Genomic DNA, 21,677 nt, shown 5'->3' with positions numbered 1-21,677 from the left:
CAGGTGACTAAAACCCGTAAGGCTTATGACCCCATCAAACGCGGCTTGGACATCCTTGTCTCTGCCGCAGGTCTGGTGGCCCTGGCCCCGGTAATGGGAGTCGTCGCAGCCACCGTTCGCGCGAACCTCGGCAGTCCCGTCATCTTCAAACAGGATCGTCCCGGCAAGGACGGGCAGATCTTCACCCTGTACAAATTCCGCACCATGAAGGACGTCGACCCCAGCAAGGGCTTGATTGAGAATGAAGATCGGCTCACCAGCTTTGGTAAGGCACTTCGCTCAACCAGCCTCGATGAGCTTCCGGAACTATGGAATGTCCTCAAGGGAGATATGAGTCTGGTGGGACCACGTCCCCTGCTGGTCGAGTACCTTGAGCTCTACTCGCATGAGCAGAAACGACGTCACGAGGTTCGGCCCGGCATCACCGGACTGGCCCAGGTGAGTGGCAGAAATGCCCTCGATTGGCCCCAACGCTTTGAACTGGATGTTCAGTACGTCGACGGATGCTCAATCGGATTGGACGTGAAGGTAATCCTCAAGACCATTACCAGCGTTGTCAGCCGAACTGGTGTCACCTCTGAGGGGCACGCAGTAGGGGCTCCTTTCCTAGGTTCGGATGTGAGTTCACAATGAGCACTCGCATCGTCATTGTGGGAGCAGGGGGCTTCGGTCGCGGTGTTCACAGCTGGATCACTACCTCACCCCGTTTCCTCGCGGAGAACCAGGTCGAAGACGTCGTCTTCATTGACGACAACGCGAACCCCGCACTTCTTCCGGGACAACTCATCTCGACGATTGCCGACTACACCTCAGAACTAAACGACCGAGTTCTCTGTGCTATTGCTGCACCCAAGGTCAGACAGCACCTAGTCGAACAGCTCCAAAACAAGGGTGCCCAGTTCGCCACCTTCATTGACGATCGAGTAATCACAGCAGGTGGATCAACGGTTGGCGAAGGATCGATCGTGTGCCCGGGAGTAGTACTAGACGCCGATGTGACCCTAGAAGATCACGTTCACGTCAACTTCAACAGCTCCGTTGGACACGACACCGTCATTGGCGAATTCTCAACCCTGAGCCCAGCTACCAACATCATGGGTGAAGTAAGCGTGGGTCAGGGTTCCTTCTTCGGAGGCAGCGCAGTAATCCTCCCCCGAACCACCATCGGCGAACACTCTGTTATCGGTGCAGGCGCAGTTGTTCTTCACGGAACAGATGCCAACGTCACTGTTGTGGGAAACCCAGCGCGCCAGATAAGTCGATAGTCGCTAGCCGAGGCTTGAAGGGAGCGTGGACTTTCGAATGCACTCCTTTCACGGGTGAAGTAAACGCCAAAGGTTTAGTACTGGACAAACAACTCCCGATCGTAGCCCGTCTTCGGCGCCCGGCCCTTGATCTCCAGTCCCTCCAACACGGTTCGCACGGCCGCATAGTCCGACGGATCCGCTGTATCAGCCACGGGGTCGACCTCAAGAACCGTTGGTTCGGCGAGGACGAGCTCGTCCTCCTCCTCGACCTTGATTGGAGCGCTCTGGGGTTCAGATGTAGCCGACCCCCGAACCGGCGCACTATCCGCGGAAGTGGCCTGCTCGCCCTCACAAGCGGCGACCGAAAAGGTGGTTGCAAGTGCCGCTAGAACGAGCAGCAGTCTTCTGGTTCCGGAAACTTGCATCATTGCAGCAGTCTACTTTCGCGAGGCACATTTGAGTCAGATTCCTCGTGGCTACTCGCACGCTCGGACCACATCCCGCTCACCACGCAATTCCAATAGGAATTCTTCTAAGACCGAGGACGCCCGCGCGATGCAGCCGGACAGCGCGGGTCAGAAGTCCCGCTTTGGACCCCTAGGCCAGACGTCACGAAGTCCGCCAGACCCCACCTAAAAGAGAGGGTTCGGCTGCTTCTGATCGATGACCACGCCGGTCCCGTCCTCGACAATGATCCAGTTAATCCCCTCTAGGTCCTCCTGTCCGAACAGAGTCGAAAGGGCCTGAGCGGCATCGACTCCCAACTGCTGGCCGCTAGCCGTGTTCCGGTCAACTTGGAGCGTGAAGTACGCCAGGTCGCCTTCGACTCTGACTCCCTGTACGTAACCGGGCCACTCGCCCGGAAGTGCTCCAATGAGCTCAGTCATCGAAGAGACACCACCGAAAATCTCGCGGAGCCTAAAGTCCAATGCCTCCGAGCGCTCCGCATCCGTTGGCCCCGCAGGCTCCACGACGGCAGCTTCGGCCGCAGCCGCCTCCGCCGCCTCTTTCTCCGCTGCAGCAACTTCGGCCGCAGCCGCCGCCTCCTTCTCTGCTGCCGCCGCCGCCTCCTTCTCCGCTGCCGCCGCCTCAGCCGCATCTGCCTCCCGCGCGGCTCGTTGCGTGTCTTCCGTCAGCACGTTCTCAGTTTGCGAGTCCGCCCCTCGCATACCAGTCGACGAGTCCCCAGAAGAACTCCCGCCACCCAAATTGCTAAAGAACACCCAAACCAAGATCACGCCGAGCACCCACACCCACCACCTCTTGTACCACGGCTTCTTGGCTTTCGGCGCCTTATACGGGACCCCGGGCCCTGCACCCCGTCCCCGCACCCGCGGTGCACTGAACCCGGCAGCGACCTTCCGAAGTTGAGGCATAACCCGCTGTGGCACCGCCCCTAAAGCAAATGCTAGTTTGATTGGTTGCGCCGTGTTCGGCGTCCACCCCGCCGGTTGGGTGCCCGACGAACCACCGGCGGCCCCGCCACCAGGCGCCGCACCCTCGTCCGCCTGTGAATGGCCAGCGCCGGAGACCGGCTGCTGCGGTTCAACACCAAAGTTACGCAACTGGGGATCACTCATACGTACAGCGTAGAGAGTAATCCCGACATTCGGGTGACGAACCGCCACCCGGCCGAACCGAACCCGAGCACAAAGCCGCGCCCCGAGCACACCATCCTCCCTAGGTCCCGCTAATCCCCCAGGATTTCCCGCTTCCTCGCCTCATACTCAGCGGCCGTCAGAGTGCCCCTGTCGCGCTGACGCCGCAAGCCACGCAGCATAATGCTTTGGTCGCCAACACTCTTCTTACCTGCGCCCTCCACAGCACCCTCTGCGCCCGCATCACGCCCTTGACCCCCCAACATCTTCGACACTCCAGCAAAGCCAACGTTGCGAATCCCGTCGACGACCTGCTGCTGAAATGTCACCGCGGCCTCATAGGTGGCGCCGCTTGCATCTGCAGCCTTGTGCATTCGCCTACGGGAATACTCCTCCACCAGCCTGCGGGACGAGGGCGAAAACTCCAGGCTCTCCACCGCCACGCTACTGAGCTGCATACCAAACCGATAGAGCCAGCTCGCCGCTACACCATCGGGAGACATCATCGCGGCGACCACCTCGTTCGTCCTCGACGGCAGTTCAGAAATCCGGTAGCTGGCAGACAGCGAGTTGACCGCAACTGCGAACGACTGCAGCAGCTCCGAGGCAAGCGTCTGGCGAGACTCAGGGTCCGCAAACGTGTAGGAGTGGGTGTTGGCGGGGATGAACTGCTGCACGAAGGTGATGGGGTCCACCACCCTGAGCGAATACGTCCCGAAGGCGGTGATTTCGAGGTCGGTCCCGTATGCGTTGTCATGGAAGAGCACGGGTCGCGGGGTTCCCCACTTGAGGCCGCGAATCTCACGTAGGTTGATGAACGCAACGGTCCGAAGGTCGCTGCGCACCCGTCTCTGCATGGCCATTTGCGCCACGCGGCCGAGGGTGGTCCCCAGCGATTCCCCCTGTTGCAACGGTGGACCGGTGTGGTAAACATATCCGCCCGGAATACCCATGATCGCTTCTACGCCGTTTCCGCTGAACACAAAGGCGGCCGTATTCTCAGGAACATAAATCTGCGACCCGTCAACAACTTCGCCGAGGCCGCCCTCACCTGCCCAATTGCCGCGGAACACCCCAGGTGAGACAACGGTGTGCTCATCGAACCCATCGGCAGTCACGATCTCACTCCATTGATCGATCAGCCCTCCAGCGAATGCTTGAACGACGGTCATCCGCTACCCCCTAACCATCAATCCGTTGGACGGTCCCGCAGTAGCTGCAGGTAGCCACCTGGTTTCTCACGGTCGCGACAGCAGCTCCACAGCTTCGACAGGCCCCCGCGACCTGCTGGGGTTCATCGGTGGCGGAACCAGAGTTCTTGGAACCGATACCGAAGCTCTTTTTGAAGACTCCGACCGTGTCCTTGATGACGTTAGCAACGGTTTCAGCGCCAGGCAGCGCCTCCGAGCACGTCGAGTTCACTGCAGCGGGTCGCCCAGTAATGGCTTCATCAATCTTCTCCGCCCACAGCATCGCCTCACGCCGATTTTGAAGGCGGAAGCACGCTTCACCCTGGTAGAAGTAGATTCTCAGAGTCCCGTCATGACGCCCCTGCCCTTCCGGGATGGCTTGCACCTGGTCTCTGAAGACTTTCACCTGGTCCAGCGGATACAGCATCGTAGACTTCACCCCACCGAACATCCCCCTCTGGGAGGCAACGATGTGCAGGTTGGTGAGAATGAGGTCAACTTGAATGATCTTGCGACCAGCCTCTTGGGAAACGTGTTCCTTCCGCAGCAACACGACCTCGTTGGGTTGCAGGCTGTACTCACTCATCGGCCCCTCCTCCACTGTGCATCAGTCTCCCGGGACAGATGCACACCAAGCCTAACTGCAACGCGAAGGCGCCGCGGCCCCAACACCGCATCGACTCGGCGAGGAAACCGTGATTGCGCAGATAGTCATCGGTGTTGCCGAGGGCAACACTGGCGATAACACGGTCGAACAACTCATGATGATCCGTCTTGGGCGAGCGCGACACCAGAGCGCTCAATGAAGACCTCGACGGTAGTCATCGGGCACACTTCTTCGTAAGGTTTCCAGCCGGCATCCGGCTGTGTCACCCAACTGCTCGGCAGACTAGGAGATTCGACCCACGAACTGGTCTTGCTCAGTGAGCCGCGGTCCTCTAATCCAGGAAGTCCACTGCGCGCCATGGCGGGCGGTCCTCGTCGCTGCAAACCCGCAGCGACATGTACGCTCGCGTTGTCCGTCACCAAGCCCTTCGCGAACACCCAGAGGATTACCGATGTCCCCCAAGACCTGGCCCAACACTGCCGAAGAACTCATGAGGTCGCGCTTCAGCGCATTCAAGGAAGGTGACCGCGACTGGCTACTTGCATCCTGGCATCCCAGCACGCGTCCAGCGAACCTAGACCTTTCGGGCAACCCGGTCTGGCGCGGCCTGCAGATCCTCGACACACGGGCCGGCGGGACGGATGACACCGAAGGTATCGTGGAGTTCCGTGCCACCTACCTAACCAATGATGGCATCCAGGTCATGCATGAACGCTCCAACTTTGTGCGGGAGGACGGGCGCTGGTACTACGTCGACGGAGCCGTCGATGAGCCGAGTTCTGATCAGGAAGAGGGCGTAAGCCCACTAAAGCGATAGAAGCTCGCGTACGCGGCGCTTAGCGTTCCCAGTGAAGTAGTTGGAGTGCGTTATCTTGACTGACTCTAGGGAGTCTGACCCGACCAAGACGACATCAATCCAATCTGACCCAACCCTAATGCGCTCCTCAACCTGCTCATACGCAGCGGTCGCCTTATCGATATCTTCGAACTCATGCACTTCGACAAGTTCATCCTTGCGACGGTCATAGACAAGGAGGAAATGGCGTATGTCCACACTCACGATGGCCCCTCTCCCTCTACTTGTTGCTTCAGTAAACCAGCGACTTCGCCTGTTAGCAATGTTCGTTGGCTGAGTTCGTGTTCATCTAGAGAGGAGTCACTCTCTTCGGCGTGCTGCGCTTTCGAGACAAGGCGGAGCAGCTCATGCACTGGCGTATCACCGTCCCACTTGAAGTTGAGGCCGAGAAGATCCCCCATGGCCTCTGCAGTTTCTGCCCACATGTGCATCGCGGCCGACCGCAGCTGCACCTCAATCGTCCGTCCATTCCTCTCAACCTCTAGATGAAGTGCTCTGTACCCGGAGTGACGTGGGCTCTCGACATAATCAATCAGAAGCGTGGCCTCCTGCCCCCGCCTCAGAGCTCTAGTGAACTTGACGTGATTGACCCGTTCCGTCAGTCCAAGGCTATCTACAAGCACTCACGGGATGAACTGGTTCCAGCAGCGCAGGTGACCGCGGACTTCCTCAAGGCCATTTGCAGCATGTTCGACGTTACATCGCATGAGACTGCGACTGCGCATCATCACTCGATTCAGAGTGATGAAGCTGGGAGTGCGGATGTTATTCCCTTCCCTAGTCGGGCCCTGGTGCGCCGCCAAGAAGCTAAGCGCAGGGGAGACCGGCCGATGAGACTGTTTGTCCCAAGAAGGTCAAAGATTGCGGTGGGTGAGGCGCTTTAATGGCACGTCAAAACGCAGGCATTCGTTCAAGCTCGACATGGATTAAGGTCCTGGCGATCGGGGTGCTTGTTGCGCTGACGGTTGCTCTTTCAGTGCTGGTAATTTCTAAGGCGGGTAAGACTGTCGAGGGTGCCGGTGGGACACCGGGATACAACCCGGCGCAACAGTCTGAAGAGCCACAGTCGTCTGGGATTCCTGAAGAGCCCGCCGAAGATGCCGATGGTGACGAGGAAGTTGTCGTTACGGTGCAGCCCGTTGCTGAGCTAAACCGGGTGATGGTTGCACTAGGTGGGGACACGGTGCTGCGTGGTCTGACTGGCCCGTGCCCGACGGTGGAAGCCGTGGTTGAGACTTCGTTTGATGCCGGCGCGACATGGACGGGCGACAACCTGGGGGCAACGTTGCCCATGGTGTCTTTGAACCGTCTGGTTGATATTGGCGATGGCCTAGTCGGGGCGCTCGGATACAACGCACAGGAATGTTCGCAGCTGTCCGCGGGTTCGTCAGTGGTAGGAACTACCACTTGGCTTCCCCTGGAGACGGAGAACCTGTGGCGGGTTGATCCGGCCCAGCCCACCGTGCTTCTAGGAGCAGGCGGCATTGCCGTTGATGCTGGATGCACGATTGCTCGGCAGTCGGTTGGTGCAGAAGGCCCCATGGCTGTTCTTTGTGAAGACGGGGCCCTGCGCGTCTCGACCGATAATGGTGCCAACTGGGTTGGTGACGAGGGAACGCTGGCTGCTGCCGGCGGAACCCCCGACTCTGTGGTTGTGGGTGGAACCAATGTCTTCGTTGCTTCCGTCAATGCTCCCGACTGTGATGGTGCAGTCCTGACCTCGTACGGAACTGGTGTCGATGGTCTGCAGATGACGCAGACCGCATGTGTCTCTGGCGCTCAGGGAGCATCAGGTGCAACCGTGACAGCGATGGGCGGCGGACAGACTTCACTTGCTTTCGCACCGGATGGCGGCCTGTGGCTGTGGGGTGGCGATGCGCTGGTGCGCAGCTACGATGGGGGCCTTAGCTGGGGCTAAACCCAGCACGTATCTCGCTGGAGGAGAAATGACAGCTATTGGCCTCTCGAACCTCGATGTCTATCCCCTCTGCCTAGGCACCAACTCATTTGGGTGGACTGCTGATCTGGCAGGTGCCTGCTCCGTCCTCGATGAGTACACGGAGAACGGTGGGAACTTCATAGATACCGCCGATGTATACGGGCGCCACAAGGCGGGCAATGTCGGTGGGGAATCAGAGGAGATGATCGGCCACTGGCTTTCCGGTCGACCCCGCGAGGAACTGGTGATTGCCAGCAAGGTTGGGTTCATGAAGCCTTCCGGTGAGCTGTCAGTCGCGGCAGTGCGTCGCGGTGTCGAAGGCTCACTTCGCCGACTTGGAACTGATTACATCGATCTCTACTACGCCCACAAGTTCGATCCGGAAACCCCGGTGGCAGAGTCTGTAGAGGTGTTTGCCGAGGAGCAGGCGGCTGGAAGAATCCGAGAGGTCGGCCTCTCCAACATGACCCCCGAGCAGATCAGAAACTGGATCGCAGAGGCTGATCGGCAGGGTGTTGCCCGTCCCGTGGCATTGCAGCCCCCCTATAACCTGCTGAACCGGGTCAAGTATGAAACAGAGTGGCAGCCGGTTGTCGAAGAGTTCTCGCTGGGGGTCATGACCTACTGGTCTCTGGCCGGGGGTCTGCTGACGGGCAAGTACGCGAGCACCGCGGCGATTGTCGGTGAGCGGGCCGGAACGGTGAATCGCCATGCTGGTGAACGTGCCTTCGAGGTGGTGGAAGCAGTTCGCCAGATTGCATCCGAACACAACGTTGACCCGGCTGCTGTGGCGGTTGCCTGGCTGCTGGAAAACCCGACAGTCACAGCTCCCGTGGCATCGGCCCGTTCGGCAGCCCAGGTCGGGCCGCTGATGGAAGGGGTGACCATTCAACTCACCCCTTCGAATTTGGAACTGTTGAACCGACTTTCTGAGGGACTCAATCCAGAGAATATCGGTGCCTAGGGGTTGGTGCTGAATGGCTGACCTGCTGCTTGGATAACTAACGAGGGGATGGACCACTGAGCTCGATCATCTACTGGTCGCCGGTGTTGGTGCTGGCGGTTTACACCCTGGTGGTGACGCTGCGTAATCCGCGGCGAATGCGGGCTGCTGTGGGGTTGGGTCTCACGCTGTTCTCGCTGGTGATGGGGCTGGTGCCACTGCTGTTCAGTGTCTCCGGTGTCATCAGTGAAGAGACGGCCCCGTGGGTGCTTTTGGCATTCCTGGTGGTGGCGGCGCTGACTGTGCTGGGTGTGGCAGTGTTCCTGATCTGGGCCGGGGTGGTACTGCTGATTCGTGAGGGGCTCAGTGTGTCCCACTCGCTTTCCCTGGCCGTGGGAGCTGGGATTCTGGGCTACCTTGCCCTGGGACTAATCGCTGTGTTCGGCAATAACCGTGCACTGGAGGTGGACTTGATGCTGCTGGTTCTGCCCATTTTCTTCTTCGGCTTCACGCTGTTTTCCTACCTGCTTTACTCGGGCATCTACGGTGTGTGGGCGCGACGTTGGGCTAGGCCGGGCGAGGTGGTCGTGGTCTTGGGTTCCGGTCTGATTGGGGACCGGGTTCCGCCACTGTTGGCACGCCGCCTGGATCTTGGTCTCGAGATGTACCGTAAGTCGCTGCGAAAGTGGCAGGCGCCGCTGCTGGTTGTTTCCGGGGGGAAGGGAAGCGACGAGGTTGTTGCAGAGGGTGAGGCGATGGGTCGCTACGTCCTCGACTCCGGGCTGCCGGAGGTAGCTGGAGGCGGGGTTGCAGAGCTGGTGGTGGAGAACCGTTCGGCTTCGACGGAAGAGAACCTGGAGTTCACTTCGGAGCTGATAGCGGCGCGTGGGGTGAACGGGCCGTGGATGGTGGTCAGCAGTGACTTCCATGCCTTCAGGGCCGCGCTGCTGATGAGCCAGCAGGGTCTGCCGGGGAACGCCGTGGGGGCACGTTCAGTGCGTTACTTCTGGGCCAGTGCCAAGCTGCGTGAGTTCATTGCCATCCTGGCGATGTTCCCGAAGTGGACGGTGACGTTCACCGTGCTGTCGGCACTGCCGTTTGCGGTCTCGATTTTCTTCCGCCTGCTCGCCCTCATCGGTTAGTTGGCTGACGGTCTGGGACTTTCGACAAGCAAGTCCGTACTAGATTAGAGATGTCAGATCCTGTCATGGGAGCACAGTGTCCTCAGGTGTAATGCACCTGCAAAGAGAGAAGGAAAGCGTCGCAATGACCTACACACTTGTCCTGATGCGCCACGGCGAAAGCGAGTGGAACAAGAAGAATCTGTTCACCGGTTGGGTAGATGTGCCCCTGTCGGAGAAGGGGATCGAGGAGGCCGGTAAGGCCGGCGTCATGATGAAGGAGGCCGGGATTCTGCCCGACCTGCTTTTCACCTCGATGCAGAAGCGCGCGATTAAGACCGCCAACCTGGCCCTTGATGAGGCCGACCGCTCCTGGATCCCGGTGCAGCGCAGCTGGCGCCTCAACGAGCGTCACTACGGCGCTCTGCAGGGCCTGGACAAGGCGGAGACCCGTGAGAAGTATGGGGAAGAGCAGTTCATGCTGTGGCGTCGTTCCTACGATACCCCGCCGCCCGCCATCGACCCCAACTCAGAGTTCGCGCAGGACGGCGACCCGCGTTACGCAGGCGACCCCGTCCCCCACACCGAGTGCCTCAAGGACGTTCTTGAGCGCATGCTCCCCTACTGGGACAGCAACATCGTTCCCGCGCTGCAGACCGGGAAGACCGTTCTGATTGCGGCCCACGGTAACTCGCTGCGTTCGATCGTCAAGTACCTCGACGACATCTCGGACGACGAAATCGTTGGTGTCAACATCCCGACTGGTATTCCACTGGTTTACGAACTGGATGAAGAAACGCTGAAGCCGATCAAGAAGGGCGGAACCTACCTGGATCCTGACGCACAGGCGAAGATCGACGCTGTGGCGAACCAGGGTAAGTAGTCCCACCAGCCTGTTTGCGCCCCTGGGGTAGCGACTTTCGAAGCGCCCCCGCCCGGCAATGGGCCTCAACAAAACGTTGGGGAACCAACCTCGAGCGGGGGCGCTTTGGCTGGTAGAATGGGGTGTTCGGCTCGGCATTTTGCTGGGTGAAAAGTGAACTAACTGTTGCCTAGGAGCAAACTTAATGGCTTTTAAAGTCGGCGAAACTGTCGTCTACCCCCACCACGGTGCGGCAACGATTGAAGAGATCGTGATCCGCAAGATCAAGGGAGTTGAGACCGAGTACCTGGTGCTCCGTGTGAACCAGGGCGACCTGATGATTCAGGTTCCCGCCGGAAACGTCGAGGCCGTGGGTGTTCGCGATGTTGTTGACGACAGGGGAGTTGAGGAGGTTCTTGACGTCCTGCGTCAGGCAGATGTTGAAGAGCCTTCGAACTGGTCGCGCCGTTTCAAGGCCAACCAGGAAAAGATTTCTAACGGCGACATCGTCCGTGTTTCTGAGGTTGTGCGTGACCTGTCCCGTCGGGATGCCAACAAGGGCCTGTCCGCCGGTGAAAAGCGCATGTTGACCAAGGCGCGCCAGATCCTCACTTCAGAGCTGGCGCTGGCCCGTGACATTGATGAGGACGCTGCGGCAGAAATGTTAGACGGCATCTTGGTGGAAGGTATGGAGGCCGTGGCGGCCCTCGAAGCAGAGACCAAGAAGAAGTAGTTTCCGTGCGGGTCTGGGGGGTCCTTACGGCAGCTGGTTCCGGGTCCCGTTTGGGGGCGGAAGTGCCCAAGGCCCTGGTTAGCTGCGGGGGCCGGACCCTCCTGGGGCTGGCGCTAGAGCGGCTGCTGGCGGTCCGGGACCTCACCGGTGTGGTGGTGACCTGCCCCGAAGGCCTTGAGGGGCTGTTCCAAGAGACGGCGGCCGCTGAGCTTGGCCCGCGTGAACTGGTGTCCGTCACCTTCGTTGCCGGGGGAGCCAGCCGTCAGGCCTCGGTGAAAGCCGGATTGGAACAGATTAGAGACCGGCGCAACCTGCTGCGGGAAGAAACGGGAGAGTCGTTTGTAGAGGATGAGGACGGGGAAGTCCTCGATATCGTCCTCGTTCACGATGCTGCCCGCTGCCTGGCCCCCACTTCTCTAATGGAAGACCTGGTCGAGGCGGTTGAGTCCGGTGCGGAGGGGGTCCTCCCGGGTCTGCCTGTCGTTGACACCGTCAAGCAGATCTATATCGATGACTCCGGACGCCAGATTGTGACTCACACCCCCGACCGAGGGCTGTTGAGGCTGGCACAAACCCCGCAGGCCTTCAACTTTGACCGCCTCCTGGACCTGCACCTCTTCGCTGAGGGGCGCGCCGCCTCTGAGGCCACGGCCGCCACAGACGATGCCGCTCTGCTGGAAGAGGCCGGTGGCACAGTCGAAGTGATTGAAGGATCCCCCGAGGCCTTCAAAGTGACCACTCCCCTTGACCTGGAACGACTGGCGGCTGCGCTCGGTGAGCCTGAGGCGGGTTTGCCAACGTAGATTTACTTCAAAATTTGTCCCAACTCGGAGGTTGTGGTGATTTACTGGGGTGGGAACTTGCTACTCTCCAGAAGTGCCCAGTGTTGAGCGAGTAGATGAGGACGCATGAGCAACACCCAGACCCCGCCCGAAGAAGTCGGGGGTCCAACCGGAAGCATTCTGGCCCGAGATGGCATTTCTGGCCCTCCCAAGCTGGCCGATATTGAGTCCGCACTGGAGGTCGTTGAGGCTGCCCCCAAGGCCTCCAGGTCCAAGATCATCTCCTGGGCATCTTGGGACTGGGGTTCGGCGGCCTTCAACGCGGTGGCGACCTCGTTCGTCTTCACCGTCTACCTGACCTCGGACGGCATGTTCACGGACAAGGCCACCGCCAACCAGTACCTCTCCTGGGGAATGACCGCCGCGGGCATCATCATCGCCCTGCTGGCACCCATCACGGGACAGAGGGCAGACCGGGCCGGTAAGGGCGTGAGGATGCTGGGCATCTTCTCATTCCTGGTCTTTATCAGCCTGGCGCTGATGTTCTTCGTAACCCCGGACTCCCCCCTGGGACCCATCGGGGCCCTATGGCTGGGCATCGGCCTGCTGGGGATTGGCAACGTCTTCTTCGAGTTCGGCTCCGTCAACTACAACGCCATGCTGAACGATCTTTCCACCCCTAAGAACCGCGGTGCCATCTCCGGCTTCGGTTGGGGCGCCGGTTACATCGGCGGCATCGTCCTGCTCCTGTTCCTCTACTTCGGGTTTATCAACCCCGAGGTTGGTCTCTTTGGGGTCACCGGAGAGGGCGGACTGGACGTTCGAGTCGCCATGGCTTTCGCAGCCCTGTGGTTCGGGATCTTCGCCATCCCCGTCCTCATCAACCCACCGAAGAGGAAGCCGATCGACCACAGTGTTCCGCGTGAGTCGATCGCGGACTCCTACCGTCACCTGTTTGAAACCGTGGCTTCGCTGTGGCGGGATAACCGCAACACCCTGCGCTTCCTGATTGCCTCGGCGGTCTTCCGTGACGGCCTCGCAGGAGTCTTTACCTTCGGGGGTGTCATCGCAGGTTCGGTCTTCGGCTTCACCGCCGGTGAGGTCATTATCTTTGCCGTGGCGGCGAACGTGGTGGCGGGACTGGCCACCATGGCGTTCGGTCCCCTTGATGACAGGTGGGGTTCCAGGCGTATCATCATGATTTCGCTGTGCCTGATGATCGTGGCGGGGTTGGGCGTCTTCTTCCTAGCCAAGTACGGCGCGACAGCCTTCTGGGTCCTCGGCCTGGTCCTGACCATCTTTGTCGGCCCCGTGCAGTCGGCATCCCGCACCTTCCTGGCCAACGTCATTCCGGCGGGTCGTGAGGGAGAGATCTTCGGTCTCTACGCCACCACGGGTCGCGCCGTATCCTTCCTGGCGCCCCTGCTCTACGGTCTGGCGATCACGATTGGTACAAAGGTTCTTCCCGAGGGACAGGATGCGACCCACTGGGGCATTCTGGGCATCGTGGTTGTCATCGTCCTCGGCCTGCTGCTGATGCTTCCGGTTAAGTCTGAGAAGCACATGATTGGCGAAGCCGCCAAGTAGTCCCTACGGGGGCTGATCCCTTCGGGCGGCTAGTCCCTGATGACGAGGGCGGTCGCGATGGCGGCCAGTCCCTCTGTGCGCCCGAGGAAGCCCAGCTTGTCGGTGGTGGTGGCGCCAAGGGAGACAGTTGCGCCGTCGAGGGCGGCTGAGAGGGCGGCTGCGGCTTCCTCTCTTCTTCCCGACATGCGGGGACGTTCGCCGATGACCTGGATGGCGACGTTGCCGATCCGCCACCCGGCCCCTGTGAGAAGGCGCAAGGTTTCACCCAGCATGGCGGCGCCGGAGGCGCCGGCCCAGCGGGGGTCGGAGGTGCCGAAGACACTGCCCAGTTCACCAAGTCCGCTTGCGGACAGAAGCGCGTCGCAGGCGGCGTGAGCGGCAACATCCGCGTCAGAGTGCCCCTCAAGAGGAGTTTCCCCCGGCCATTCCAGGCAGGCGAGGTGTAGGGAGCGCCCTGAAGCGCCCTCGTCTGCCCCGTCCTCGACCACGAATGCGTGGACATCCACGCCCTGTCCCACCCGAATCTCAAAAGTCATAGAAGCCAGGGTAGTCGGCATCGCAGTGCCGGGGGACTGTTGTCGGACCTGGAGCCAAGTACGATGGGGCCCATGGATCTGCGTCTTTACGATACGAAAACCGCCACCCTGCAAAACCTGGTGCCCATCCAGGACGGTCGGGTGGGGATCTATCTGTGCGGTCCGACGGTGCAGGGGATGCCCCATATTGGTCATCTGCGCGCTGCCACTTCCTTCGACGTGCTGATTCGCTGGTTGCAGCGCTACGGCCTCGATGTCACCTACGTCCGCAATGTCACCGATATTGACGACAAGATTCTCAGCAAGTCCGCAGAGTCGGGTGAAGAGTGGTGGGCGCTGGCAACCAGGTACGAACGTGAGTTCCAGAAGGCCTACGCCACCCTCGGGCTGGTTGAACCCACGGTTGAACCGCGCGCCACCGGGCATATTACCGACCAGATTGCATTTATTGAGCGCCTCATTCAGCGCGGCCACGCCTACAGCGATGAAACCGGCAACGTCTATTTTGATGTGCACAGCCAGCCCGACTACGGGTCGCTGACTCACCAGTCCCTGGATCAGATGCGGACGACTGAGGGCGAGGCCGAGACGGAGGCGATCCTGGCTGGCAAGCGGGACACCCGTGACTTTGCCCTGTGGAAGGCAACCAAGCCCGAAGAGCCGCAGACGGCCTCATGGGAGGCGCCGTGGGGAAGGGGGCGGCCCGGTTGGCACCTGGAGTGCTCCGCGATGTCGCACCGCTACCTCGGTGAAGCCTTTGACATCCACGGCGGTGGCATCGACCTGCGTTTCCCGCACCACGAGAATGAGCAGGCGCAGTCCCACGCCGCGGGCTACGACTTCGCAAACCTGTGGGTTCACAACGCCTGGGTCACCATCGCGGGCGACAAGATGTCCAAGTCGGTGGGAAACACCCTTGACCTGCAGTCTCTGCTGCAGCAGGCCCCTGCTGCGGTCATTCGCTTTGCACTTTCTTCAGTCCACCACCGCTCGATGATTGAGTGGTCAGAGACGACGCTGGAACTGGCGGGGAAGTCCTGGGACAAGGTGTCTTCGTTTGTTGCCGAGGCGGCCGCACTGGTCGGAGACCCCGCCTCGATCTTCATGACCCCGGAAGAACTGCCGGCGCAGTTTACTGCCGCACTCAACGATGACCTCAACGTTGCGGCCGGTTTGGCCGTGGTTTACGAACACGTCAAGACGGGGCGTCGCGCGATGGCTGAGGGCGACCTGGAAGCGGTGGCGGTTGAGCTGAAGACGGTTCGTTCCATGCTGGATGTCCTGGGGGTTGACCCGGGTTCGCAGCAGTGGGCGCAGGTTGAAGCGGGACCCGGTGGAAAGGTTGAACTGCTGGAATCCGCCCTCGGAGTGATGATTGATGAGGTCTTGGCAGAGAGGGCGACTGCCCGGGCCGAAAAGAACTGGACCCGAGCCGATGAGTTACGTGATCGCCTGGCCGGCGCCGGAATCCTTGTGGAGGACGGTCCGGGTGGCGCCACCTGGCAGGTGGCACCTAAGAACCAGTAGCGACTATTCTGTCGTATCGAAATCAGCGCCCAGGCGCTACTAACAGCGAGGAGGCGCGCATGGCCAAGGGAAATCAGTCCAGGCGCGGGGCGGTGTCGAAAGACTCTCGAAGGAACGCACCCCCGAAGTTGGGTTCAGGCGGCAAGCACCGCCGTGCCCTTTCAGGTAAGGGGCCGACACCGAAGGCAGAGGACCGTACCTGGCATCCCGCCTACAAGGCGAAGGTAGCCAAGGAAAAAGAGGCTGAGAAGGCCGCTCTGCGGGAGAAGTCTCTGACCCGCAGTGCCGTGCGGGTGCGCCCGGGCAGCGAGCTGATTGTTGGCCGCAACCCCGTGGTTGAGGCCGTCAACGCCGGGACCAAGGTGTCGCGCATCTTCATCGCTTCGGATCCCAGCCAGGGCAAGATGCGTGAGGTGTTTGAGCTGCTGGCACAGACCAATGCGCCCTTCGTTGAGGTCACGAAGCGTGATCTGGACCGCGTCAGTGATGGGGCGGCTCACCAGGGGATCGCGGTTGAGGTCGATGAGTACGAGTACGTCGATCTGGAAGACCTGATCATTGACGCCAAGCAGCAGTACCGACCCGGTCTGCTGATTGCACTTGACCACGTCACCGATCCGCACAACGTCGGGGCCATCCTGCGCTCCGGGGCCGCATTTGGTGCCAACGGAATGATCCTGCCGGAACGTCGCAGCGCCGGTGTTGGCGTCACGGCCTGGAAGGTCTCTGCTGGGGCCGCGGCCCGGGTTCCCACCGCGCGGGTGACGAACCTTGTCCAGGCTTTGCGAAAGTTGAAGGAAGAGGGCTTCTTCGTGGTCGGCCTGGCCGGGGACGGGGACGGCGAGCTCCGCAACATGGGTCTGGCGGACCGCGACCTGGTGTTGGTGGCGGGTGCCGAGGGTTCGGGGCTGTCACGCCTGGTACGTGATACGTGCGACATGATTGTTTCCATTCCCATGACGTCAAACGTTGAGTCATTGAATGCTTCCGTTGCGACGTCTGTGGCGCTCTACGAAATCGCTGCCACGCGGGCTGAAGCACGCTAGTTCCTAAGACCCTGTGCCGCACTTAGGGCCGGAGTATCCTGGGGGAAACCAACCTGGGGACCCGGTTCAAAGCGGCGCACAGTGCTGTGTCCGGCGGTCCCCACCATCGACAAAGGGGCGCAAGAAATGGCAGCTGGGCAGCAGTTTGGTGATATTGAGCGGGCGGCAGAGCTCGCGGTCCATACCGCGGATCGCTGGACCCAGTTGGCCACCGAGTACCCCACTGCCAGTGCTGCGAAGCTGCTCTCGGACGTCCTGGATGACCCCTCGGGCCTGGGCTTTACGGTTGAGTTCGTCGACGGGGTAATCCGGCCGGAGGACCCGAAGGTGGCGGCTCGCAACCTCAGCTCCCTCATGAAAAAGTCCCCCGACTTCCTGCCCACCTGGCTGCGCCTGCCCGCCCGCATCGGCGGTAAGGCCGCGCTGGCTGCTCCAGAGCTGGTGGTAGCCGCGGCTCGGCGCGTGTTCTGGGAACTGGTTTCCGGTCTGGTTCTCGACGCCCGTGACGAAAAGCTGGGGGCGGCCATCGCAAAGTTGCGTGAGAACGGTTCGCGCCTCAACCTCAACCTGCTGGGCGAGGCCGTCCTCGGTGAGGCCGAGGCAACGAAGCGCCTCTCCGAGACGTTCCGCCTGCTGCAGCGGGATGATGTCGACTACGTGTCGCTCAAGGTGTCCTCGGTGATTGGTCCACACAGTCCCTGGGATCATGAAAAGGCCGTGGAGGTCGCGGTGGCCAAGCTGCTGCCGCTGTACCAGTACGCTGCCGCGCAACCCACCGATAAGTTCATCAACCTGGACATGGAAGAGTACCGCGACCTCGACCTCACCCTGGATGTTTTCGAGCGCCTGCTGGATCGTGAGGAACTGCTGGGTCTTGAGGCCGGCATCGTCATTCAGGCCTACCTGCCCGATGGTCTGGCAGCCATGAAGCGCCTGCAGGAATGGGCGGCTGACCGCCGGGCTCGAGGTGGGGCGCCGATCAAGGTGCGCCTGGTAAAGGGGGCGAACCTGGCCATGGAGCAGGTTGATGCCGAACAGCACGGCTGGCCGCTGACGACCTGGGAGTCCAAGAAAGCCACCGATGCCAACTACCTGCGCATCCTTGACTGGTCCCTGACCCCGGAGCGGGTAGAGAACATTAAGGTCGGCGTTGCCGGACACAACCTCTTCAGCCTGGCCACGGCCTGGGAGTTGGCGGGCATCCGCGGCGTACGCGAGGGCATGGACATTGAGATGCTGGTTGGTATGGCCGACTCTCAGGCCGGTGCTATCCGCGCTGAGGTCGGGGATGTGCTGCTCTATGTTCCCGTGGTGCAGCCCAGTGAGTTTGATGTGGCTATTGCCTACCTGGTGCGACGCCTTGAAGAGGGCGCTTCGGAGCAGAACTTCATGGCCTCAATCTTTGATCTGGCGACTGATCAACGCGCCTTCGATAAGGAGAAGGCTCGCTTCGATGCCGCGATGAAGATGGTGGTCAGTGAGGGTGAAAAGCGCTGCCACCCCTCGCGCACCCAGAACCGAGCCAAGGAAACCACGCGCCAACTTGAGGCCACCATGAGGGCGCCGGGTGGCGGCTGGCGCTTCCACAACACCCCTGACACGGATCCTGCTCTGCCTGCGAACCGGCAGTGGATCGAGCAGATTGCAGCCCGTATCCCCACCTCTGACCTGGGGGTCGCCACCGTCAAGGCCAGTACCGTGGTTTCCGTGGCTGAGCTTGAGAAGGTTCTGGCTAAGGCCGCCAAGGCCCAGAAGAAATGGGAGAAGAAGACGGCGGCTGAACGGGCAGATATCCTGCACCGAGCCGGAGTCGAACTGGCTCACCGCCGCGGTGACCTGATCGAAGTGGCCGGGGCCGAGGTTGGGAAGGCCGTCGGTGAATCCGATGTTGAGGTCTCGGAGGCCGTCGACTTTGCGCACTACTACGCGCAGCAGGGTCTGGCCCTGGAGCAGATTCACGGCGCCACTTTCAAGCCGGTTGGCGTTACCGCTGTCATTCCGCCGTGGAACTTCCCGGTGGCCATCCCCCTCGGCGGGGTTGCTGCCTCGCTGTCCGCGGGTTCTGCAGCCGTCCTCAAGCCCGCTTCAGTGTCTGCTCGCTGCGGCGCCGTCCTCATGGAATGCCTGTGGAAGGCCGGGGTCCCGAAGGACCTGGCACCGCTGGTCATCCCGGGCAACCGAGAGGTGGCACGTGCCCTTGTTGAGGCCGATGGGGTGGAGCGGGTCGTCCTCACCGGATCCTCACAGACCGCCCAGATGTTCCTGGACTGGAAGCCCAGCATGGGTCTAATGGGAGAAACCTCGGGGAAAAACTCCATCATCATCACCCCCTCAGCCGACTACGACCTCGCTATCCGCGATGTCATTAAGTCGGCGTTCGGGCATGCCGGCCAGAAGTGTTCGGCGGCCTCACTGCTAATCCTGGTCGGCTCGGCCGGAATGTCGCGCCGCATCCACGACCAGCTGGTCGATGCCACCTCGTCACTGGTGGTGGACTGGCCCACGAACCTCTCGACAGAGATGGACACGTTGACCACGGTTCCGGGAGAGAAGCTGCGCCGCGGCCTCACCACCCTAGAGAGCGGCCAGTCCTGGGTTCTGAAACCCTACCCGCTCGATGACACCGACCGCCTCTGGGCCCCGGGGATCCGCGCCGGTGTCAAGCCGGGCAGTGAGTTTCACCAGGTTGAGTACTTCGGTCCCCTGCTCGGGGTGATCCGAGTCAAGACCCTAGAGGAGGCTATTGAGGTGCAAAATGGCACCGAGTATGGCCTGACCGCCGGCCTGCACTCTCTAAGCAGCAGCGAGATTCGCTTCTGGCTGGACCGGGTTCAGGCGGGTAACGCCTACGTCAACCGTGGTATCACCGGGGCGATTGTGCAGCGCCAGCCCTTTGGGGGCTGGAAGCAGTCCAGTGTCGGCGCCACCTGCAAGGCCGGTGGCCCCAACTACCTCTACGGTTTCGGCTCCCTGGTTCCCGAGGAGATCTCGGTTGAGGCCGTGGCCCCCCTGGCGGGGAACCGGGCTGATATCGACCCGCACATCACCAAGCCCCAGTTGCTCGCCCTGGTTGATGCGGCCAAGCAGACCCTGCCGGAAGAGGACCTGGTCCGGGTGATTCGAGCTGCCTACAACGCAGAGCAGCATCTTGACCGACTCAGCGACCCCAGCGCGCTGGTTTCTGAACGCAACGTTCTGCGCTACCTGCCCGCCCCCTCAACCCTGAGGGTCGAGGACGGAGTCAGCCTGGGTGACATCCTCACCGTGGCGGCAGCGGCGGTTGCGGTGGGATCCTTCGAGTTCGATAACAGGGCGGGCCGCCTAGTCCGCGTTGCCCCGGGTCAGTCTCCCGAGTACGCGGTGAACACCCCGCTGGTCACCCTCTCCTCAACCCGGGTGCTACCCGCCGAGGTTGCCGAGTGGGCTGAAACCTACGGGTTCACTCTTCGCACCGAATCACACGAGGAGTTCCTCACCCGCATCGCCCTCGACGAAGGCAGGCCGGAAGACGCGGAAATCAGGATCCGCGCCCTTGGCACCACCCGCGCTGAAATTCAGGAGCAACTAGGCGCTGACCTGCGGGTAGCTGTCTGGGACGGCCCGGCAACAGTTGCCGCCAGAGTCGAGGCTCTGCCCTTCCTACACGAGCAGGCAGTGTCGATTTCCAACCACAGATACGGCAATCCGACCTCGATTACCGAGGGCGTTCTCGCTGAAAGCTAATCCCTGGGGCGCCCTTACTGGTCGGTGAGGGCGTCCTTCCCCGGGGACCGCGTACACTCTGGTGGTAAGCCGTCCCTAGCAAAAGGACTAGCAGTCATGCCAGGAATTATCGTTGTCGGCACCCAGTGGGGTGACGAAGGCAAAGGCAAAGCAACTGATCAGCTCGGCGGAGACGTCGACATGGTGGTCAAGTTCAACGGCGGAAACAACGCGGGTCACACCGTGGTTGTCGATGGTGAGTCATACGCACTGCACCTTCTTCCCGCGGGAATCCTCTCTGAAAAAGCCACCCCCATCATTGGGGCCGGCGTCGTGGTTGATCCCGACGCCCTCTTCTCGGAAATCGAAGCCATGGAGGCGCGCGGAGTGGATTGCTCGCGCCTGGTGATTTCCGCCAACGCGCACGTCATTCCCCCCTACAACCGCTCCCTCGACAAACTGAACGAGGTCGCGCTGGGTAAGTCCCTGATTGGGACCACCGGGCGAGGAATCGGCCCCACCTATGCGGACAAGATGAACCGCACGGGTCTGCGCATCCAGGACCTGCTGGACCCCGAACTGGTCCGATCCCAGGTCACCCTCAACGTTGAAGCGAAGCTGCGAGGTTTCCCTGAGGAGCAGATTCCCGAGGACTTCAAGAAAGACTTCGAGATTGACTCCATCGTTGAGACGCTGGTGGAGTACGGCAGGCGCATCGAACCTCGCATCGTCGACACCTCACTGCTGGTCAACAATGCCCTCGAGGCCGGAGAGACCGTGCTGTTTGAGGCCGGTCAGGCAGCCATGCTGGACATCGACCACGGCACCTACCCGTACGTCACCTCCTCGACCGCGATTGCGGCGGGGGCGCTGGCGGGAGTCGGGGTGGGTCCCACCCTGATCGACCGCGTCATCGGGGTGGCGAAGGCCTACACCACGCGGGTGGGTTCGGGTCCGTTCCCGACCGAAATGCACGGCGAGGACGGCGAACACCTGCGCGACCTCGGCGGAGAGTTTGGCGTCACCACCGGGCGGGCCCGCCGGGTCGGCTGGCTCGACCTCGTCATCCTGCGCTACGCGCGCCGGGTCAACGGTCTCACCGACATCGCCCTCACCAAGCTCGACGTCCTCGACACCTACGACACCATCCAGGTGGCGGTGGGGTATGAGGTCGACGGGATCTTCATGGCGGAAATGCCCGTCCTGCAGCGCGACTTTGCGAGGGCTGTTCCCGTCTATCGTGAAATGCCGGGGTGGAAGGAAGACATCTCCGGGGTGCGCCGATTTGAGGACCTTCCTACTGAGGCCCGCGACTACGTCACCTTTATTGAGGAGCAGGTGGGGTGCCGCATCTCCACCATCGGGGTGGGACAGGCGCGAGACGCAGCAATCGTTCGGTAG

General features: G+C 61.3%; 22 protein-coding genes. 15 read left to right on the top strand and 7 right to left on the bottom strand.

What is annotated here, in order from left to right; genetic code table 11:
• The first annotated feature begins 3 nt into the window (after positions 1-3).
• On the top strand, positions 4-633 hold the full coding sequence (locus CS903_RS01935) for a sugar transferase (protein ID WP_277984860.1): 630 nt from the start codon (positions 4-6) through the stop codon (positions 631-633).
• Positions 630-1,265: an acetyltransferase gene (locus CS903_RS01930; RefSeq protein WP_099331844.1), complete on the top strand. Its 636-nt coding sequence runs from the start codon at positions 630-632 to the stop codon at positions 1,263-1,265. Before CS903_RS01935 ends, CS903_RS01930 begins: the two co-directional genes overlap by 4 nt.
• 74 nt (positions 1,266-1,339) lie before the next feature.
• On the opposite strand, the gene CS903_RS01925 is transcribed toward CS903_RS01930, so the two are convergent.
• From CS903_RS01925 to CS903_RS01910, 4 genes are all read right to left on the bottom strand, one after another.
• Positions 1,340-1,675, bottom strand: a complete 336-nt coding sequence (locus CS903_RS01925) for a hypothetical protein (RefSeq protein ID WP_099331843.1) — start codon at positions 1,673-1,675, stop codon at positions 1,340-1,342.
• A 204-nt stretch (positions 1,676-1,879) separates the two neighbouring features.
• Complete coding sequence (locus CS903_RS09270) at positions 1,880-2,386, bottom strand: hypothetical protein (RefSeq protein WP_129587562.1); 507 nt, start codon at positions 2,384-2,386, stop codon at positions 1,880-1,882.
• Positions 2,387-2,937: 551 nt separating this feature from the next.
• Positions 2,938-4,017 carry an SPFH domain-containing protein gene (locus CS903_RS01915; RefSeq protein ID WP_099331841.1) on the bottom strand — a complete coding sequence of 360 codons (1,080 nt, stop codon included), beginning with the start codon at positions 4,015-4,017 and terminating at the stop codon, positions 2,938-2,940.
• 10 nt (positions 4,018-4,027) lie between these two features.
• On the bottom strand, positions 4,028-4,621 hold the full coding sequence (locus CS903_RS01910; RefSeq protein WP_099331840.1) for a hypothetical protein: 594 nt from the start codon (positions 4,619-4,621) through the stop codon (positions 4,028-4,030).
• A gap of 472 nt (positions 4,622-5,093) precedes the next feature.
• On the opposite strand from CS903_RS01910, the gene CS903_RS01900 reads away from it, so the two are divergent.
• Positions 5,094-5,459 carry a YchJ family protein gene (locus CS903_RS01900; RefSeq protein WP_242491700.1) on the top strand — a complete coding sequence of 122 codons (366 nt, stop codon included), beginning with the start codon at positions 5,094-5,096 and terminating at the stop codon, positions 5,457-5,459.
• Here CS903_RS01900 and CS903_RS01895 read toward each other — a convergent pair.
• Positions 5,448-5,702 (bottom strand): hypothetical protein, encoded by a 255-nt coding sequence (locus tag CS903_RS01895; RefSeq protein ID WP_207203717.1) that lies wholly within the window; start codon positions 5,700-5,702, stop codon positions 5,448-5,450. The genes CS903_RS01900 and CS903_RS01895 overlap by 12 nt on opposite strands.
• The gene (locus CS903_RS09515; protein ID WP_242491699.1) at positions 5,699-5,950 is read right to left on the bottom strand and encodes a hypothetical protein; all 252 of its coding nucleotides are present in this window, start codon (positions 5,948-5,950) and stop codon (positions 5,699-5,701) included. Before CS903_RS09515 ends, CS903_RS01895 begins: the two co-directional genes overlap by 4 nt.
• A gap of 33 nt (positions 5,951-5,983) precedes the next feature.
• Here CS903_RS09515 and CS903_RS09265 point away from each other — a divergent pair, with 33 nt between their 5' ends.
• The 8 genes from CS903_RS09265 (at position 5,984) to CS903_RS01855 (ending at position 13,465) form a co-directional block, all read left to right on the top strand.
• The gene (locus tag CS903_RS09265) at positions 5,984-6,382 is read left to right on the top strand and encodes a hypothetical protein (RefSeq protein ID WP_242491698.1); all 399 of its coding nucleotides are present in this window, start codon (positions 5,984-5,986) and stop codon (positions 6,380-6,382) included.
• Positions 6,382-7,416, top strand: coding sequence for a hypothetical protein (locus CS903_RS01885; protein ID WP_099331837.1), 1,035 nt, complete (start codon positions 6,382-6,384; stop codon positions 7,414-7,416). Before CS903_RS09265 ends, CS903_RS01885 begins: the two co-directional genes overlap by 1 nt.
• 28 nt (positions 7,417-7,444) lie before the next feature.
• Entirely contained in the window at positions 7,445-8,401 is a 957-nt protein-coding gene (locus CS903_RS01880) for an aldo/keto reductase (protein WP_099331836.1), read from the top strand.
• An 89-nt stretch (positions 8,402-8,490) separates the two neighbouring features.
• Positions 8,491-9,522, top strand: a complete 1,032-nt coding sequence (locus tag CS903_RS01875) for a YdcF family protein (RefSeq protein ID WP_129587560.1) — start codon at positions 8,491-8,493, stop codon at positions 9,520-9,522.
• Between the two features lie 124 nt (positions 9,523-9,646).
• Positions 9,647-10,384: a phosphoglyceromutase gene (locus CS903_RS01870; RefSeq protein WP_099331834.1), complete on the top strand. Its 738-nt coding sequence runs from the start codon at positions 9,647-9,649 to the stop codon at positions 10,382-10,384.
• A 184-nt stretch (positions 10,385-10,568) separates the two neighbouring features.
• The gene (locus CS903_RS01865) at positions 10,569-11,096 is read left to right on the top strand and encodes a CarD family transcriptional regulator (protein ID WP_099331833.1); all 528 of its coding nucleotides are present in this window, start codon (positions 10,569-10,571) and stop codon (positions 11,094-11,096) included.
• Positions 11,097-11,101: 5 nt separating this feature from the next.
• Positions 11,102-11,899 (top strand): IspD/TarI family cytidylyltransferase, encoded by a 798-nt coding sequence (locus tag CS903_RS01860; RefSeq protein WP_099331832.1) that lies wholly within the window; start codon positions 11,102-11,104, stop codon positions 11,897-11,899.
• A gap of 105 nt (positions 11,900-12,004) precedes the next feature.
• Positions 12,005-13,465 (top strand): MFS transporter, encoded by a 1,461-nt coding sequence (locus CS903_RS01855; protein ID WP_099331831.1) that lies wholly within the window; start codon positions 12,005-12,007, stop codon positions 13,463-13,465.
• A gap of 29 nt (positions 13,466-13,494) precedes the next feature.
• Here the strand turns inward: CS903_RS01855 and ispF are convergent, their stop codons facing one another.
• Positions 13,495-14,001, bottom strand: a complete 507-nt coding sequence (gene ispF / locus CS903_RS01850; RefSeq protein ID WP_099331897.1) for a 2-C-methyl-D-erythritol 2,4-cyclodiphosphate synthase — start codon at positions 13,999-14,001, stop codon at positions 13,495-13,497.
• 72 nt (positions 14,002-14,073) lie between these two features.
• Between ispF and cysS the strand changes: the two genes are divergently transcribed.
• The 4 genes from cysS to CS903_RS01830 all read left to right on the top strand — a co-directional run bounded on the left by cysS (position 14,074) and on the right by CS903_RS01830 (position 21,677).
• The gene (cysS, locus tag CS903_RS01845) at positions 14,074-15,528 is read left to right on the top strand and encodes a cysteine--tRNA ligase (protein ID WP_099331896.1); all 1,455 of its coding nucleotides are present in this window, start codon (positions 14,074-14,076) and stop codon (positions 15,526-15,528) included.
• Between the two features lie 59 nt (positions 15,529-15,587).
• Positions 15,588-16,574 (top strand): 23S rRNA (guanosine(2251)-2'-O)-methyltransferase RlmB, encoded by a 987-nt coding sequence (gene rlmB, locus CS903_RS01840; RefSeq protein WP_099331830.1) that lies wholly within the window; start codon positions 15,588-15,590, stop codon positions 16,572-16,574.
• A 126-nt stretch (positions 16,575-16,700) separates the two neighbouring features.
• Positions 16,701-20,297 (top strand): proline dehydrogenase family protein, encoded by a 3,597-nt coding sequence (locus CS903_RS01835; protein WP_099331895.1) that lies wholly within the window; start codon positions 16,701-16,703, stop codon positions 20,295-20,297.
• Between the two features lie 96 nt (positions 20,298-20,393).
• Positions 20,394-21,677 carry an adenylosuccinate synthase gene (locus CS903_RS01830; RefSeq protein WP_099331829.1) on the top strand — a complete coding sequence of 428 codons (1,284 nt, stop codon included), beginning with the start codon at positions 20,394-20,396 and terminating at the stop codon, positions 21,675-21,677.

This window comes from Actinomyces minihominis, assembly GCF_900187855.1.
Taxonomy (GTDB): domain Bacteria; phylum Actinomycetota; class Actinomycetes; order Actinomycetales; family Actinomycetaceae; genus Scrofimicrobium; species Scrofimicrobium minihominis.
This window is presented reverse-complemented; position numbering and strand designations above follow the sequence as displayed.

What these genes read in the sequence shown, in the direction of transcription:
- CS903_RS01930 (WP_099331844.1), top strand. Translation starts at nt 630, where the DNA reads ATGAGCACTCGCATCGTCATTGTGGGAGCAGGGGGCTTCGGTCGCGGT.
- CS903_RS01925 (WP_099331843.1), bottom strand. Translation starts at nt 1,675, where the DNA reads ATGATGCAAGTTTCCGGAACCAGAAGACTGCTGCTCGTTCTAGCGGCA.
- CS903_RS01835 (WP_099331895.1), top strand. Translation starts at nt 16,701, where the DNA reads ATGGCAGCTGGGCAGCAGTTTGGTGATATTGAGCGGGCGGCAGAGCTC.
- ispF (WP_099331897.1), bottom strand. Translation starts at nt 14,001, where the DNA reads ATGACTTTTGAGATTCGGGTGGGACAGGGCGTGGATGTCCACGCATTC.
- CS903_RS01855 (WP_099331831.1), top strand. Translation starts at nt 12,005, where the DNA reads ATGAGCAACACCCAGACCCCGCCCGAAGAAGTCGGGGGTCCAACCGGA.
- CS903_RS01830 (WP_099331829.1), top strand. Translation starts at nt 20,394, where the DNA reads ATGCCAGGAATTATCGTTGTCGGCACCCAGTGGGGTGACGAAGGCAAA.
- CS903_RS09265 (WP_242491698.1), top strand. Translation starts at nt 5,984, where the DNA reads ATGAAGTGCTCTGTACCCGGAGTGACGTGGGCTCTCGACATAATCAAT.
- CS903_RS01910 (WP_099331840.1), bottom strand. Translation starts at nt 4,621, where the DNA reads ATGAGTGAGTACAGCCTGCAACCCAACGAGGTCGTGTTGCTGCGGAAG.
- CS903_RS01870 (WP_099331834.1), top strand. Translation starts at nt 9,647, where the DNA reads ATGACCTACACACTTGTCCTGATGCGCCACGGCGAAAGCGAGTGGAAC.
- CS903_RS01915 (WP_099331841.1), bottom strand. Translation starts at nt 4,017, where the DNA reads ATGACCGTCGTTCAAGCATTCGCTGGAGGGCTGATCGATCAATGGAGT.
- cysS (WP_099331896.1), top strand. Translation starts at nt 14,074, where the DNA reads ATGGATCTGCGTCTTTACGATACGAAAACCGCCACCCTGCAAAACCTG.
- rlmB (WP_099331830.1), top strand. Translation starts at nt 15,588, where the DNA reads ATGGCCAAGGGAAATCAGTCCAGGCGCGGGGCGGTGTCGAAAGACTCT.
- CS903_RS01900 (WP_242491700.1), top strand. Translation starts at nt 5,094, where the DNA reads ATGTCCCCCAAGACCTGGCCCAACACTGCCGAAGAACTCATGAGGTCG.
- CS903_RS01880 (WP_099331836.1), top strand. Translation starts at nt 7,445, where the DNA reads ATGACAGCTATTGGCCTCTCGAACCTCGATGTCTATCCCCTCTGCCTA.
- CS903_RS01885 (WP_099331837.1), top strand. Translation starts at nt 6,382, where the DNA reads ATGGCACGTCAAAACGCAGGCATTCGTTCAAGCTCGACATGGATTAAG.
- CS903_RS01865 (WP_099331833.1), top strand. Translation starts at nt 10,569, where the DNA reads ATGGCTTTTAAAGTCGGCGAAACTGTCGTCTACCCCCACCACGGTGCG.